The following is a 13,930-nucleotide window of genomic DNA, read 5'->3' as shown; positions in this document are numbered from 1 at the left end:
ACCTTCCCTTCCTCACCATCACCTTCCGAAAGGTATGAACATGTCCATCCGAAAGAGAGCAGGCGCCGTTCTGAGCGTCCTCGCGCTCGGAGCGCTCACCGCCGTCGGTGCCGTTGCACCGGCATCGGCCGTGACGCTTCCGGGCAACATCGACTCGACCGTGAACCGTACCCTCACGATCCACAAGCACGCCCTGGGTCCGTCCACGCCCCTGAACCCGATCTCGAACGGACAGGAACTGGCCACCCCGCCGGCCGACCCGCTCGCGGGAGCGCAGTTCACGGCCACGCTCGTGTCGGGTGTCGATCTGACGACGGCGGCCGGGTGGACCCAAGCCGCTCAGCTGACTCCGGCGCAGGCCGCTCAGCGTCCGAACACGGTGAGCTTCCCCTCGACCGTGTCGAACGCCGCAGGCGTCTCGACCTTCCCCGTGGATGCCGCGGCCTACCCGAACGGCCTGCCGATCGGTCTGTACCTCGTCACCGAGACGCAGCTGCCCCCGGGCGCGACCAACCCGGCCGCCCCGTTCCTCGTGACGCTGCCGCTGGCCACCGGGGCCTCGGGTTCGCCGTCCAACCAGTGGATCTACGACGTCCACGTCTACCCGAAGAACGCCGTCACCCAGCTCACGAAGACGCGCGTCCCCGCTCCGGCGGGGTCGGTCGAGCAGCGCAACCCCGACCTCATCCGTTGGGCCGTCGCCTCGTCGATCCCGACCCTCGCCGCCGGCGACTCCATCGACGTCTTCACCCTCACCGACAACCTGCCGGCGGAGCTGACGTACCTCACGGCCGCGACCGTACCGGCGGGGGTCACCCCGACCAACGTCGTGGTGGCGAACGCCTCGGGCACGACGCAGAGCTTCGCCGAGGGCACGGACTACACGATCACCAATACGAGCGGGGCGCTCGCCCTCACCTTCACCGCCGCGGGCCGCACACGTCTCGCGGGGCTGCAAGGCGGAACGGTGACGTTCAACGTGCTCACGCGCGCCACGTCGATCCCCGCGAGCGGCATCATCGTCAACACCGCCACCGCCAACGTCAACGGTGCCACCGAGCAGGTCACCGGCAGCACGCCCATCGGCCAGCTCACCGTCCGCGCCTACGCCAACAGCAACAACGCGCCGGCGAACCTCGCTGGTGCGGTGTACCAGGTGTTCCTCACGGAGCAGGATGCCATCAACGGGGCCAACCCGATCGTCATCAACGGCGAGACCAACTGGGTCACCGGAGCCAACGGCAACGTGATCATCCCGATCATCACGCCCGGCAACTACTGGGTCCGTGAGATCACGCCGCCCACGGGGTACCAGCTGCCCTCGCCCGACCGGGTGCTGACTGCTGTCGTGCCGGGGCCGACCTCGACCACCGCGCCCGTGCGCAACTACGTCGAGTTCGTCCACAACCAGGTTCCCGCGTTCGCGCTGCCCCTCACGGGTGGCGACGGCGGCCTCTGGTTCGGTGTCGGCGGTGCCGCGCTCCTGGCGGCCATGGTCGGCTCGGCGCTCGTCGTCGCACGCCGTCGCACCCGCGGCGCGCAGGCGCCCGCCTGAAGGACGATCGCTCGGTGAACGGGGGGACGACGGAGCACGTGGACGCGCCGTCGTCCCCCCTTTCGGAGGGGAGGTCCGATCCTCGGGCCTCCCCTCCGTCGGTGCGCCGCGACCTCCGACCGCCGCGCTGGAAGCTCTCGGTCGTCTCCCTGCTGCTCGCCGTCGGCGCCCTCGTCGGCGTGGGGCTGCTGATGTACCCCACCGTCGCCGCGTGGTTCGCCCAGTACGCGCAGTCGCAGATCATCGACGGGTACTCCGATCAGGTCCGCGACCTCGGCGCGGACACCCTGGCCGCACGGCTCGACGCCGCGCGCGAGTACAACACCCGTCTCGTCGACGGCGGGGCCGAGATCGCCGCGAACGAGCGGCTCCCCCTCGCCAATTCCCCCGACCAGTCGAGCGAGTACGGCGACCAGCTCCGCTCGGACGAGGCCGGCCTGATGGCGCGCCTGAAGATCCCGTCGATCGCCGTCGACCTGCCGATCTACCACGGCACCAGCGAGCAGGTGCTCGCCGAGGGCGTCGGCCACCTCGAGGGCACGGCCCTGCCGGTCGGCGGAGAGACCACCCATTCCGTGCTCACCGCGCATCGGGGTCTGGCCACCGCGGAACTGTTCACTCATCTCGACCGTGTGCGCGCCGACGAGACGTTCACCATCGAGGTCTTCGGCGAGGTGCTCGTCTACCGCGTCGTCGACACGCGGGTCGTCGAACCGGAGGACACCGAGTCCCTCGTCCCCGTGGTCGGCCGTGATCTCGTCACCCTCGTCACCTGCACCCCGCTCGGCGTCAACAGCCACCGCATCCTGGTCACCGGCGAACGGGTGATTCCCACCCCGCAGGCCGATCTCGACGGCCTCGGCGCCCGCCCCGAGATCCCGACGTTCCCGTGGTGGATTCTCGTCCTGTCGGCCGCCCTCGCCGCCGCAGGAGTCTACGTGTGGTGGGCGGGGCGGCCGCCCGGTCCCCGCCGCAACCCGGTACGTAACTCCTGACGAACGCGCCCCGGCGCGGGCCCGTACCAGGAGGCCTCCCGTTGTGCCGCGCGAGAGCGGCTCGCTGCGACCGACCTCGCGCGAGATTCAGGACTTGCGTACGCGCTCTCTCCCTCGGCCTCGGACGCCACCCGCGCGCTCGTGACTCCTGAGAACCGGGCGTCGTGAGCGGCTGGGATGCGGGAGCGCCCGAGGCTCGCGCGAACGCCGAGGGGCCGCAGCCCGACGCTCAGGAGTTACGTACGCTTGCCGCCGCGAGCGCGATCCGCCGGAACCGCCTCATAGGGCCGACCGCCGCCCAAATGCCCGGGGACGAAGCCCGCCATCCGCGCCCCGCGCGCGGCTCAGCACCCTCCTCCCCAGCTGGGTGAAGTCGGCATCTCACCCACATATGCCGCGAAACCGCCCCTCGCGAGATGCGCGGGACCCGACGGTGATCTCATGCTTCTCCTCCCGCAGCCCCCGACCGACGTCGCGTGGACGTTGTGGACCACCGCGGCCCTTCAGAACCAGGGCTACACGCAACGCCGGATCGCGCGCGCGGTCAGAGACGGCCACCTCATCCGCGTGCGCCGCGGCCACTTCGTGCTCCCGGGGCTTCCCGCGCCGGTCCTCAACGCCGCCGAGCTCGGCACCCGCCTCGACTGTCTCAGCCTGCTCGCGGCACGAGGGGTCTTCGTGCTGCATGCCCAGCGCCTGCACGTTCAGGTCGACCCTCTCGCGAGCCGTCGCCCGCATCCCGTGGGAGCGGTGCGTCGGCATTGGCGTGCGACCGACGCCTCCGCCGACGCCCTCGCGGTCACCGTCGTCGAAGCACTGACCCAGTCTGTGCGCTGTCAGCCGCCGCGCGTGGCCGTCGCCACCCTGGACAGCGCCTGGCACCTGGGACTGGTCGACGCGGAAGGCATGGCGGAAATTTTCGCCCGACTGCCGGCGAAATACGCGGCGCTCCGTCCTCTGCTGGACCGCCGCGCGGAGGCGGGAACCGAGTCGATCGCCCGGCTGATGCTCCGCGGCCTCGGCTGCGACGTCAGGCTGCAGGTGCAGATCGACGGCGTGGGCCGAGTCGACCTCCTGGTCGACGGGTGGTTGATCGTCGAGTGCGACAGCGAGCAGTTCCACAGCGGCTGGAGAGAGCACAAGAACGATCGTCGCCGCGACCTCGCCGCCCTCGCCCGCGGATACACGACGGTGCGGCTCCTGGCGGAGGACCTGCTGTTCCACCCCGATCGGGTGCTTCGCGCGCTGAGGGCGACTGTCGATCGAGGCGCCACGGTACGTAACTCCTGAACGATCCCGGATGCCGCGGCTTCCCGGCAGCGCTGAGGCGACGACCGCGTGGGCGAAACGCCCGCCCTCAGGAGTTACGCACGCATCCCCGCGCGAAGGGGCCCGATGGCATCAGACCGCGCGCCGACGGCCACGTCACGAAGCCGGCCCGTGCGCCGTACCGAATTCCTGAGGATCGTCCAGATTCGGCGGCCTTCCAGCCTCACGGGCCGCGCCCACTCCACCGAAGCCGTTCGGTTCTCAGGAGTTACGTGCACCCCCGCCCCCACCGGCACAGAAAAGGGGCGCGCACCGACTCCGGCACGCGCCCCGACGGCACCACTCAGCGGTGGAACCCCTCCGAGATGATCTCGATGAGCTCCTCGCGCTCCTCGACCGGCAGGAACGCCCCCGCCGCCGCGTTCAGCTGGAACGCCTCGAGGTCGTCGAGGTCGTACTCGAAGGCCTGGCTGAGCAGGCCCAGCTCGCGCGTGAGCGTGGTCGCGCTCATCAGGCGGTTGTCGACGTTCACCGTCACCGAGAAGTCCAGCTGGTACAGCAGATCGAACGGGTGGGCGTCCATCGTGTCGCCCCAGGCCGTGACGGCTCCCGACTGCAGGTTCGAGGTGGGCGACAGCTCGAGGGTGATCTCGCGATCGCGCACCCAGCGGGCCAGGTCGCCGAAGGTGACCTGCACCTCCTCGCCCTCGCGCGAGACGACGTCGAGGTCGTTGGCGATGCGCACGCCGTGGCCGAGACGGAGCGCGCGCCCGTCGAGAAGGGCGGAGCGGATGGATGCCAATCCCGCACCCTCCCCCGCGTGCACGGTCGTGGGGAAGAACTGCTCGGCCAGATAGTCGAACGCCTCGCGATGCCGCTGCGGCAGGAACCCGTCCTCCGGTCCCGCGAGGTCGAAGCCGACCACGCCGCGACCGCGCCACGAGACCGCCAGCTCGGCGATGTCGCGCGCGTTGTCGTTATGGCGCAGGGCCGTCAGCAGCTGTCCCACGCGGATGTCGCGTCCGCGTGCGTCGGCGGCATCCTCCCCCTGTTCGATGCCCTCTTGCACGGCGTCCACGACGTCGTCGAGGCTGAGGCCGCGGGTGAGGTGCTGCTCGGGAGCCCACCGCACCTCGCCGTAGACGACACCGTCGGCCGCGAGGTCTTCGACGAACTCCTTGGCCGTGCGCACGAGACCCTCGCGCGTCTGCATGACGCCGACGGTGACCGAGAACTTCTCGAGGTAGTTCTCGAGCGAGCCGCCGTCGATGTGGTCCGAGAACCACGCTTCGAGGCCCTTCGCGTCGTCGGCGGGCAGCTCGAGACCGATCTCGTCGGCCAGCTCGAGCACCGTCTGCGGGCGGAGGCCCCCGTCGAGGTGATCGTGCAGCGAGACCTTCGGCAGGTCGGCGATTCTCGTCCGGCCGATGCGGAATTCTTCGGATGCCACGGTGTCCTTCTTTCCGGATGCCATCACGCGGTGATGCGCTCGCGCACGATGGGAGACGCCGCGGGAGCGGTGTCGCCGATCTCGAGGGCGCCCTCGACGGCGCCGAGCGCGCGCTCGAAGCGCGACTCGTCGTCCGCCGACAGGGTGAACAACGGCTGACCCGCGGTGACCGACTGGCCCACGGTGACGTGCAGGTCGATGCCCGCGGCGTGCACGACGGCGTCCTCCGCCCGGGCGCGACCCGCGCCCAGACGCCAGGCGCCGATCCCGAACGGGAGGGCCTCGACGCGCGAGACGACACCCGAACGCTCGGCGACGACCGTGTGGGTCTCACGGGGCGTCGGGAGGGCGGCATCCGGATCTCCGTCTTGCGCGCGGATCATGCGGTTCCAGACGTCCATCGCGCGGCCGTCCTTCAGGGCCGCCTCGACGTCGGCGTCGGGCTGACCCGCGAGACTGAGCATCTCGCGGGCGAGCGCGACCGTGAGCTCGACGACGTCGGCCGGACCGCCGCCGGCGAGCACCTCGACCGATTCGCGCACCTCGTTGGCGTTGCCGATGGCGAGGCCCAGCGGGGTGTTCATGTCGGTCAGCAGCGCGGTGGTGTTCACGCCCGAGTCGGTGCCGAGCGCGACCATCGTCTCGGCGAGTTCGCGAGCCCGGTCGATGTCCTGCATGAAGGCGCCGGAGCCGAACTTCACGTCGAGCACGAGCGAGTCGGTGCCCTCGGCGATCTTCTTCGACATGATGCTCGAGGCGATCAGCGGGATCGCCTCGACCGTGCCGGTGACGTCGCGCAGCGCGTACAGCTTTTTGTCGGCGGGGGCGAGCCCCGTGCCCGCGGCGCAGATGACCGCGCCCACCTCGCGCAGCTGCGTCATGATCTCGTCGTTCGACAGCGCCGCGCGCCAGCCGGGAATCGACTCGAGCTTGTCGAGGGTGCCGCCGGTGTGGCCGAGCCCACGGCCCGAGAGCTGCGGGACCGCGACGCCGAAGGCGGCGACGAGCGGGGCGAGCGGCAGGGTGATCTTGTCGCCCACGCCCCCGGTCGAGTGCTTGTCGACGGTCACCTTGCCGAGGGAGCCGAAGTCCATGCGCTCGCCCGAGGCGATCATGGCGTCGGTGAGCACGCGGATCTGGTCGCGGCCGAGGCCGTTCAACAGCACCGCCATCGTGAACGCCGACATCTGCGCGTCCATGACGTAGCCGCGCGTGTACGCGTCGACCAGCCACCGGATCTCGCCCTCGGTGATGGCGCGGCCATCGCGCTGGGCGCGGATGATGTCGACGGCATCGTACTGCTCGGCGCTCATCGAGCCGCCTCCTCAAGGTCGCGCGGACCGAAGGCGTCGGGCAGCACTTCGTCGATGGTCCGGATGCCGCTGACGGTCTCGAGCAGCATGCCGGGGATCGCGTGCTCGAACAGCAGCTGACGGCAGCGACCGCATGGCATGAGCGTCCGCCCCTCCCCGTCGACGCAGACGAAGGCCACGAGCTGGCCGCCCCCGCTCATGTGCAGGTCGGACACGAGTCCGCACTCGGCGCACAGCGTCACGCCGTAGGAGGCGTTCTCGACGTTGCACCCCGAGACGATGCGCCCGTCGGCGACGAGCGCCGCGGCGCCCACCTTGAAGCGTGAGTAGGGCGCGTAGGCGCGATGCATGGCATCCGTGGCGGCCGAACGGAGTTCGTCCCAGTCGATGTCGGTCATCGTGGAGTGGTGGATCCTCTCGTGAAGGGAAGGGGGTCAGTCCTTGATGTAGGGCTTTCCGGCGGCCGCGGGGCCTCGGATCTGTCCGGCGAAACCCGCCACCGCGATGATGGTCACGATGTAGGGCAGCATGAGCATGAACTCGCTGGGGATGGGGGTGCGCAACACCGTCAGCAGGTTCTGGAGGTTGGTCGCGAAGCCGAACAGCAGGGCGGCGAGCGTCGCGCGGATCGGGTCCCAGCGGCCGAAGATGACGGCGGCGAGGGCGATGAAGCCCAGGCCCGCGGTCATCTCCTTGGTGAACTGCCCCACCGACACGAGCGTGAAGTACGCGCCGCCGATGCCGGCGATGGCGCCGGCGAGCGAGACGTTCCAGAAACGGCTCGAGTTGACCTTGATGCCGACGGTGTCCGCAGCCTGGGGGTGCTCCCCCACCGCGCGCAGGCGCAGGCCCCAGCGCGTGCGGTACAGCCCCCACGCGACGATGGCGACGACGCCGTACATCAGATAGACGATGAAGGTCTGGTTGAACAGCACCGGCCCGATGATCGGGATGTCGCCGAGCAGCGGGATCTCGATGCGGGGGAAACGCTCGGGCCGGTTGAGCACGTCCTCGTTCGGGACGAGCAGCGCGCCGTAGAGGAAGCCCGTGAGCCCGGTGACGAGCACGTTCAACACGACACCGACGATCACCTGGTCGACGAGGTACTTGATCGAGAACGCCGCGAGCACGAAGGCCACGAGGACGCCGCCGATCATGGCGGCGACGAGCCCCAGGAAGGGGTTGCGGGTGAGGGATGCCACGAGCGCGGCGCTGAACGCCCCGAACAGGAACTGCCCCTCGATGGCGACGTTCACGACGCCGACCCGCTCGCCGATCACGCCGCCCAAGGCACCGAAGATCAGTGGGACCGAGAGCGAGAGCGCACCGAACAGCAGGCCGGTGACCGGGACGAGGCCGTCGGCCGCGGCCCACACGAGGAAGGCGAAGACGGCCAGGGCGCCGAACACGATCGGCAGCCACAGCGGGGTGCGGCGGTAGCCCACGGCATCCCAGACCGACCAAGCGGTCAGGAGCACGAGCAGCACGAGGACGCCCCAGCTCGTGATCGCGGTGGGGACCGCGACGCTGCCCAGGTCGATGTTCGAGGCCGGGTCGCCGAGACGGAAGGTGCTCTGCCCGTCGCGCGGGACGAGGGCGAACAGCAGGGCGAGCAGCACGGTCACGACCGTCAGGCTCACGGCCAGCTTGATGTGGCGCACGCGCACCGTGGTCAGCTGGATCGCGTCATCCGCGAGATGCGTCGCGGTCATGCCGCCACCGCCTTCTTGGCCGCCTTGGCCCGGTCTTTGGCCGCGCGCTCGGCCTCGCTCTTGGGGAGGAAGAAGATCGTGCGCACGAGCGGCGGGGCCGCGATGAACAGCACGATGAGGGCCTGCACGACGAGCACGATGTCGACGGGGATGCCCTGCGACGCCTGCATCGTGAACGAGCCCGACTTGAGAGCTCCGAACAGGATGCCGGCCGCGAACACGCCCCACGGGCGGCTGCGGCCGAGGAGGGCCACGGTGATGGCGTCGAACCCGATGCCGGAGTCGATGAGGCCGTCGAAGCCCGTGGTCACCGCGCCCTGGATCTGGTTCATACCGGCGAGACCGGCCAGTCCACCGGCGAACAGCATCGCGTACACGTACATCCGGGGCACCGAGATGCCGGCGGCGCGCGCGGCGTGCGGGTTCTCACCCACGGCGCGCAGGCGGAAGCCGAGGCTCGAGCGCTCCATGAGCCACCAGACGAACACCGTCGCGAGGACGACGAGCACGAAGCCGAGGTCGAGCAGGGGGAACTGCGGGCCGAGCAGCTCCGGGAACTGCGCGTTGGCGGGAGTCGCGGCCGAGATCGGCTGGTCGCCCGCGGCACGCTGCAGCAGACCCGGGGTGCGCACCATCCACGTCACCAGGTAGTAGGCGACGTAGTTGAGCATGATGGTGAGGATGACCTCGTGCGCGCCGGTGCGCGCCTTCAGCAGACCGACGATGCCGCCCCAGATCGCCCCACCCGCGATACCCGCGATCAGCGTCAGCGGCAGCTGGATGATCATGGGCAGGTTGAGGTTGAAGGTGACGAGACCGGCGAAGGCGCAGGCGATGAGGATCTGGCCACGCCCACCGATGTTGAACAGTCCGACGCGGAACGCGAGAGCGACGCCGAGACCGGCCGCGATGAGCGGAGCCGCGAACCCGAGGGTGTTCGTGAGCGGGCGGATCTGCGCACCGAAGTCGGAGACGCGGGAGTTGAACACCGCACCGCGGAACAGCGCCTCGTACCCGCCGTAGACGGAGTTCCAGATCGCGCCCAGCATATCGCCGGGACGAGCGAAGAAGTACGCCGAGGTCTCGCGCACCTGGTCGTTGGTGGCCGCCATCAAAATGCCGCCGACGACCATCGCCGCGATCACGGCGAGAAGGGTGGTGATCCACGACGAACGCAGCAACTCGGTGAGGAACTGGTTGGTGCGGGGCGGCGCGGGCGTCTCGGCCGGGGCGTGGCCGGTCAGCGGCCCCGAGGCGGTCGGCAGCTGCTCGGGCGGGAGGCCGGAGTCCCCGGTCGCGCCCGTGCTCGGGATGTGGCCGCTCACGCTGTCTCCTCCGCGGGCTGCTCGCCCGCCATCATGAGCCCGAGGACCTCGCGCGGGGTGTTCCCGGGCACGATGCCCACGATGCCGCCGCGGTACATCACCGCGATGCGGTCGCCGAGGGCGGCGATCTCGTCGAGCTCCGTCGACACGACGATCACGGGCACGCCCGCATCGCGCGCGGCGACGATCTGCTTGTGGATGAATTCGATCGAGCCGACGTCGACGCCGCGGGTGGGCTGGGCGGCGACGAACAGCTTCAGCGGACGGCTCATCTCGCGGGCGATGACGACCTTCTGCTGGTTACCGCCGGAGAGGGTTCCGACGGGGGTGGATGCCGACTGGGTGCGGATGTCGTACTCCGCGATGCGGTCGCGGGCGAACGCGTGCAGGGCCGCACGCTTGATCGTCCCGCCCGAGACGAACGCGGCGTCGGAGGAACGGTCGAGCATCAGGTTCTCGGCGACCGAGAACCCGCCGACCAGGCCGTCTTCTTTGCGGTCCTCGGGAACGAACCCGACGCCCGCGTCGAGGATGGCGCGCACGCTCTTGCCGACCAGGTCGGTGCCGTCGAGATCGACGGTGCCGGTGACCCCGTCGGCGAGTCCGACGATGGCCTCGACGAGCTCGGTCTGGCCGTTGCCCTGGACGCCGGCGATGGCGAGGATCTCGCCCGGGCGCACGTCGAGGTCGACGTCGTCGACGACGACCGTGCCGTCCGCGGTCACGACGCGCAGGTCGCGCACCGTCAGGCCACCGGATGCCGCCGTCTTCGGCGCATCCTTGACGACGGTCAGCTCGACGGCGCGGCCCACCATGAGGGAGGCGAGCTCGCCGTTGCTGGCCGTGGGCTCCGCCTCGCCGACGATCTTGCCGAGGCGGACGACCGTGATGCGATCGGCGACCTCTCGCACCTCGCGCAGCTTGTGCGTGATGAACACGATGGACGTGCCCTCGTCGCGCAGCTGACGCATGATGCCCATGAGCTCATCGGTCTCTTGCGGGGTGAGCACGGCGGTGGGCTCATCGAACACGAGCACCTTGGCATCCCGGGACAGGGCCTTGATGATCTCGACGCGCTGCTGCACGCCCACGGGCAGGTCGCCGACGAGGGCGTCGGGGTCGACCTCGAACCCGAAGCGTTTCGCGACGTCGCGGACGTGCGTGCGGGCCGCGTTCAGGTCGAGCGCACCCAGGGCCTTGGTGTTCTCGTGTCCGAGCATGACGTTCTCAGCGACGGTGAAGACGGGGATGAGCATGAAGTGCTGGTGAACCATGCCGATTCCCGCGGCCATGGCGTCACCGGGGCCGCGGAACCGCTGGACGACATCGTCCAACAGGATCTCGCCCTCCTCGGCCTGGTACAGGCCGTAGAGGACGTTCATGAGTGTGGATTTACCGGCACCGTTCTCTCCGAGGAGAGCGTGGATCTCACCAGGCTCGACGACCAGATCGATGTGATCGTTCGCAACCAGGGACCCGAACCGCTTGGTGATGCCGCGGAGCTCGAGCTTCATGCTGTGCACCCTATTCGAAGACGTTTAGAAGACGGAAAGAAACCGCGGTCGCTCGGACTCCTGGTCCGAGTGACCGCGGTTGGTTCTCTGGGCCCGAGGGCCCCGGCCGCTCGGACTCCTGGTCCGAGTGACCGCGGTTGGTTCTGGGGCCTCACGGCCGCGGTCGCTCGGACTCTGGTCCGAGCGACCGCGGTTGAGGATGTGCTGCTTACGGCGAGCTGGGCGAGGTGACCGTCAGCGCGCCCGAGACGATCTGCTCGCGCAGGGCGGACAGCTCGTCCTCCAGACCGGCGGGCAGCGTGAACTTCGAGTTGAAGTCGGCCAGGCCGACGCCGTCGTTCTCGAGGGTGCCGACGTAGGGGGTGACGTCGAAGTCGCCCTTGGCGGCCTGCGTGACCGAGTCGTACACGGCGGTGTCGATCCGCTTGAGGATCGAGGTCAGGACCAGGTCCGACACGTTCGGGTCGGCCTTGGCCAGGTCGGAGTCCACACCGAGCATGACGCTCTTCGAGCCGCTGTCGCGGATCGCGTCGGCGGCGCTGCTGTAGATCGGGCCACCGACGGGCAGGAGCACGTCGACGCCCTGGTCGAGCAGACCCTGAGCGGCCTGCTTGGCCGCGTCGTTGGCGGCGAACGCACCGGTGAACGAGCCGTTCTGCGCGGCGACGTCCCAGCCGAAGGTCTGGACGCTGGCGCCCTTGTCCTCGTCGTACTTCTTCACGCCGTCGACGAAGCCGTCCATGAAGATGGTGACGGGCGGGATCGGGATGCCACCGACGGTGCCGACCTTGTTGACGCCGTTCTCGGCGGAGTAGGCGGCGGCGGCGTAGCCACCGAGGTAGGCGGCCTGGACGGTGTCGAACAGCAGCGGCTTGATGTTCGGGGCGTCGGTCTTGCCGTCGTTGTCGGTGTCGGCACGGTCGTCGATGATCGCGTACTGCAGGTTGGGGTTGGCCTTGGCCGACGCGACGGTGTCGGCGCTGAGCTTGAAGCCGACCGCGACGATGAACGTGCAGCCCTCGGCGACGAGGTTCTCGAGGTTCGGGGCGTAGTCGTTGGCCGAGCTCGACTCGACGTCGATCGCCTTGACGCCGAGCTCGCTCGCCGCCTTGTCGATGCCCTCCTTGGCCGACTGGTTGAACGAGCGGTCGTTCCAGCCGCCGTCGTCCGAGATGATGCAAGGGGTGAAGCCCTCGACGATGTCTCCCCCGGCGGCAGCGGTCGAGCCGTTGCTCTCGGGCGCAGCGCCGCAACCGGCGAGCAGCACGGCGGCGCCGATCATGGCGAGACCGCTGACGACGGCCTTCTTCGTGGTCTTCACGAATGGTCCTCCAAGACGGATGCCCCCAACGGGTTCGGGGGACGATCCCGTCACGTTACCTACTGTGTCGCCGCGCTCGTGCGCCGGGAGCCCCCGCGCGCGGCAATGGTTACAAAGACGCAATCTCGCGTCATACCCCCGCCACACGCCCCGATAAAAGAGAGACCGGATGCCACGAGGTGTGGCATCCGGTCTCAGAACCGTTTCGAGCGCCCGGCGTTAGAGAACGTCGCCTCGACCCGTGAGCTTGAGCGCGTCGACGACGCCCTTCACGCGCTGGGCATTTTCACTCGTGGTCACGAGCAGGGCATCGGGGGTGTCGACCACGACGATGTCGCGCACACCGATGAGGCTGATGACGCGCTTCGTCTGCGACACGACGATGCCGCTCGAGGCGTCGGAGAGGACGCGCGCGTCTTCGCCGAGGATCGCGAGCTCGTTGCGACCGCCCGAGGAGTTGAGCTTCGACAGGCTCGCGAAGTCGCCCACGTCGTCCCAGTCGAAGTGCCCGGGGATGACCGCGAGGCGGCCCTTCTCGGCGGCGGGCTCGGCGACCGAGTAGTCGATGGCGAGCTTCTTCAGCCCCGGCCAGATGCGGTCGACCGCGGGACCGCGACGGTCGCGGTCGTCCCACGCCTCGGCGAGCTCGAGCAGGCCCGCGTGCAGCTCGGGCTCGTTGACGGCGAGCTCGGCGAGCAGCACGTCGGCGCGCGTGATGAACATGCCCGCGTTCCAGAGGTAGGCGCGGTCGGCGAAGTACTCCTTCGCCGTGTCGAGGTCGGGCTTCTCGACGAAGCGCTCGACCAGGTAGGCCTCGGGGGCGCCGTCGACGATGAGTTCGCCCGCCTGCTTGATATAACCGAAACCGACCGACGGTTCGGCGGGCTGGATGCCGATCGTGCAGATGTACCCCTCGCGCGCGACCGCGACGGCCTGACGCACGGCGAACTCGAACTGGCGGGTCTGACGGATGACGTGGTCGGCCGCGAACGAGCCGATGATCACGTCGGGCTCGCGACGCACGAGGATGGCCGCGGCGAGGCCGATGGCCGCCGACGAATCGCGCGGCTCGGACTCGAGGAAGACATTGTGGTCGGGCACCCCCGGCAGCTCGCGCTCGACGGCGGCGCGGTGGGCGCGGCCGGTGACCACCGCGATGCGCTCCTGGCCCGAGAGCGGGGCAAGCCGATCCCAGGTGTCGCGCAGCAGCGTCTGCCCCGATCCGGTCAGGTCGTGGAGGAACTTGGGCGCGTCGGCGCGGGAAAGGGGCCACAGGCGGCTGCCGATCCCTCCGGCGGGGATCACGGCGTAGAAGTCGTCGATAGCGGGGTCTGCCATGGCTCCGACCCTAGCGGTCTCGCCTGCGAGCTCCCGGGAGGCCGACCCCGGCGCGGTACCGGGCGTACCGGCATCCGAAGATATCTCGATATCGAGAGAGTCTTAGGCGGCCCTAATCCCCGCCGTTCATAGGCCGGA

The 13,930-nt window shown here is 69.7% G+C and carries 11 protein-coding genes; 3 read left to right on the top strand and 8 right to left on the bottom strand.

Annotation, left to right across the window (positions count from 1 at the left end):
* Positions 1-40: 40 nt before the first annotated feature.
* The 3 genes from J2X55_RS06425 (at position 41) to J2X55_RS06415 (ending at position 3,840) form a co-directional block, all read left to right on the top strand.
* Complete coding sequence (locus tag J2X55_RS06425) at positions 41-1,555, top strand: SpaH/EbpB family LPXTG-anchored major pilin (RefSeq protein ID WP_309822465.1); 1,515 nt, start codon at positions 41-43, stop codon at positions 1,553-1,555.
* Between the two features lie 101 nt (positions 1,556-1,656).
* Positions 1,657-2,550, top strand: a complete 894-nt coding sequence (locus J2X55_RS06420; RefSeq protein WP_309822464.1) for a class C sortase — start codon at positions 1,657-1,659, stop codon at positions 2,548-2,550.
* 441 nt (positions 2,551-2,991) lie between these two features.
* Positions 2,992-3,840 (top strand): type IV toxin-antitoxin system AbiEi family antitoxin domain-containing protein, encoded by an 849-nt coding sequence (locus tag J2X55_RS06415; protein WP_115915703.1) that lies wholly within the window; start codon positions 2,992-2,994, stop codon positions 3,838-3,840.
* Positions 3,841-4,162: 322 nt separating this feature from the next.
* Here J2X55_RS06415 and J2X55_RS06410 read toward each other — a convergent pair whose 3' ends face one another.
* From J2X55_RS06410 to J2X55_RS06375, 8 genes are all read right to left on the bottom strand, one after another.
* Positions 4,163-5,293 (bottom strand): adenosine deaminase, encoded by a 1,131-nt coding sequence (locus J2X55_RS06410; RefSeq protein WP_309822461.1) that lies wholly within the window; start codon positions 5,291-5,293, stop codon positions 4,163-4,165.
* On the bottom strand, positions 5,293-6,582 hold the full coding sequence (locus J2X55_RS06405; RefSeq protein WP_309822459.1) for a thymidine phosphorylase: 1,290 nt from the start codon (positions 6,580-6,582) through the stop codon (positions 5,293-5,295). Before J2X55_RS06405 ends, J2X55_RS06410 begins: the two co-directional genes overlap by 1 nt.
* A complete protein-coding gene (locus J2X55_RS06400) occupies positions 6,579-6,980 on the bottom strand; it encodes a cytidine deaminase (protein ID WP_013583709.1) in 402 nt (133 codons plus the stop codon). The genes J2X55_RS06405 and J2X55_RS06400 overlap by 4 nt, the downstream gene beginning before the upstream one ends.
* 36 nt (positions 6,981-7,016) lie before the next feature.
* Positions 7,017-8,294: an ABC transporter permease gene (locus J2X55_RS06395; RefSeq protein ID WP_309822457.1), complete on the bottom strand. Its 1,278-nt coding sequence runs from the start codon at positions 8,292-8,294 to the stop codon at positions 7,017-7,019.
* Complete coding sequence (locus J2X55_RS06390; RefSeq protein WP_309822455.1) at positions 8,291-9,619, bottom strand: ABC transporter permease; 1,329 nt, start codon at positions 9,617-9,619, stop codon at positions 8,291-8,293. The genes J2X55_RS06395 and J2X55_RS06390 overlap by 4 nt, the downstream gene beginning before the upstream one ends.
* Positions 9,616-11,133 (bottom strand): ABC transporter ATP-binding protein, encoded by a 1,518-nt coding sequence (locus tag J2X55_RS06385; protein WP_115915706.1) that lies wholly within the window; start codon positions 11,131-11,133, stop codon positions 9,616-9,618. Before J2X55_RS06385 ends, J2X55_RS06390 begins: the two co-directional genes overlap by 4 nt.
* Before the next feature lie 208 nt (positions 11,134-11,341).
* Complete coding sequence (locus J2X55_RS06380) at positions 11,342-12,415, bottom strand: BMP family protein (RefSeq protein WP_210111235.1); 1,074 nt, start codon at positions 12,413-12,415, stop codon at positions 11,342-11,344.
* Positions 12,416-12,673: 258 nt separating this feature from the next.
* Positions 12,674-13,792: a mannose-1-phosphate guanylyltransferase gene (locus tag J2X55_RS06375; RefSeq protein WP_309822452.1), complete on the bottom strand. Its 1,119-nt coding sequence runs from the start codon at positions 13,790-13,792 to the stop codon at positions 12,674-12,676.
* Between the last annotated feature and the right edge of the window lie 138 nt (positions 13,793-13,930).

It is taken from the genome of Microbacterium sp. 1154 (assembly GCF_031455375.1).
Lineage (GTDB): Bacteria > Actinomycetota > Actinomycetes > Actinomycetales > Microbacteriaceae > Microbacterium.
The sequence above is the reverse complement of the archived record's forward strand: the minus strand, read 5'-3'. Positions and strand labels throughout refer to the sequence as shown.

Excerpts from the sequence above, each read along its gene's own strand:
- J2X55_RS06405 (WP_309822459.1), bottom strand. The coding sequence starts at position 6,582 with ATGAGCGCCGAGCAGTACGATGCCGTCGACATCATCCGCGCCCAGCGC.
- J2X55_RS06385 (WP_115915706.1), bottom strand. The coding sequence starts at position 11,133 with ATGAAGCTCGAGCTCCGCGGCATCACCAAGCGGTTCGGGTCCCTGGTT.
- J2X55_RS06415 (WP_115915703.1), top strand. The coding sequence starts at position 2,992 with ATGCTTCTCCTCCCGCAGCCCCCGACCGACGTCGCGTGGACGTTGTGG.
- J2X55_RS06395 (WP_309822457.1), bottom strand. The coding sequence starts at position 8,294 with ATGACCGCGACGCATCTCGCGGATGACGCGATCCAGCTGACCACGGTG.
- J2X55_RS06400 (WP_013583709.1), bottom strand. The coding sequence starts at position 6,980 with ATGACCGACATCGACTGGGACGAACTCCGTTCGGCCGCCACGGATGCC.
- J2X55_RS06380 (WP_210111235.1), bottom strand. The coding sequence starts at position 12,415 with ATGATCGGCGCCGCCGTGCTGCTCGCCGGTTGCGGCGCTGCGCCCGAG.
- J2X55_RS06425 (WP_309822465.1), top strand. The coding sequence starts at position 41 with ATGTCCATCCGAAAGAGAGCAGGCGCCGTTCTGAGCGTCCTCGCGCTC.
- J2X55_RS06410 (WP_309822461.1), bottom strand. The coding sequence starts at position 5,293 with ATGGCATCCGGAAAGAAGGACACCGTGGCATCCGAAGAATTCCGCATC.
- J2X55_RS06375 (WP_309822452.1), bottom strand. The coding sequence starts at position 13,792 with ATGGCAGACCCCGCTATCGACGACTTCTACGCCGTGATCCCCGCCGGA.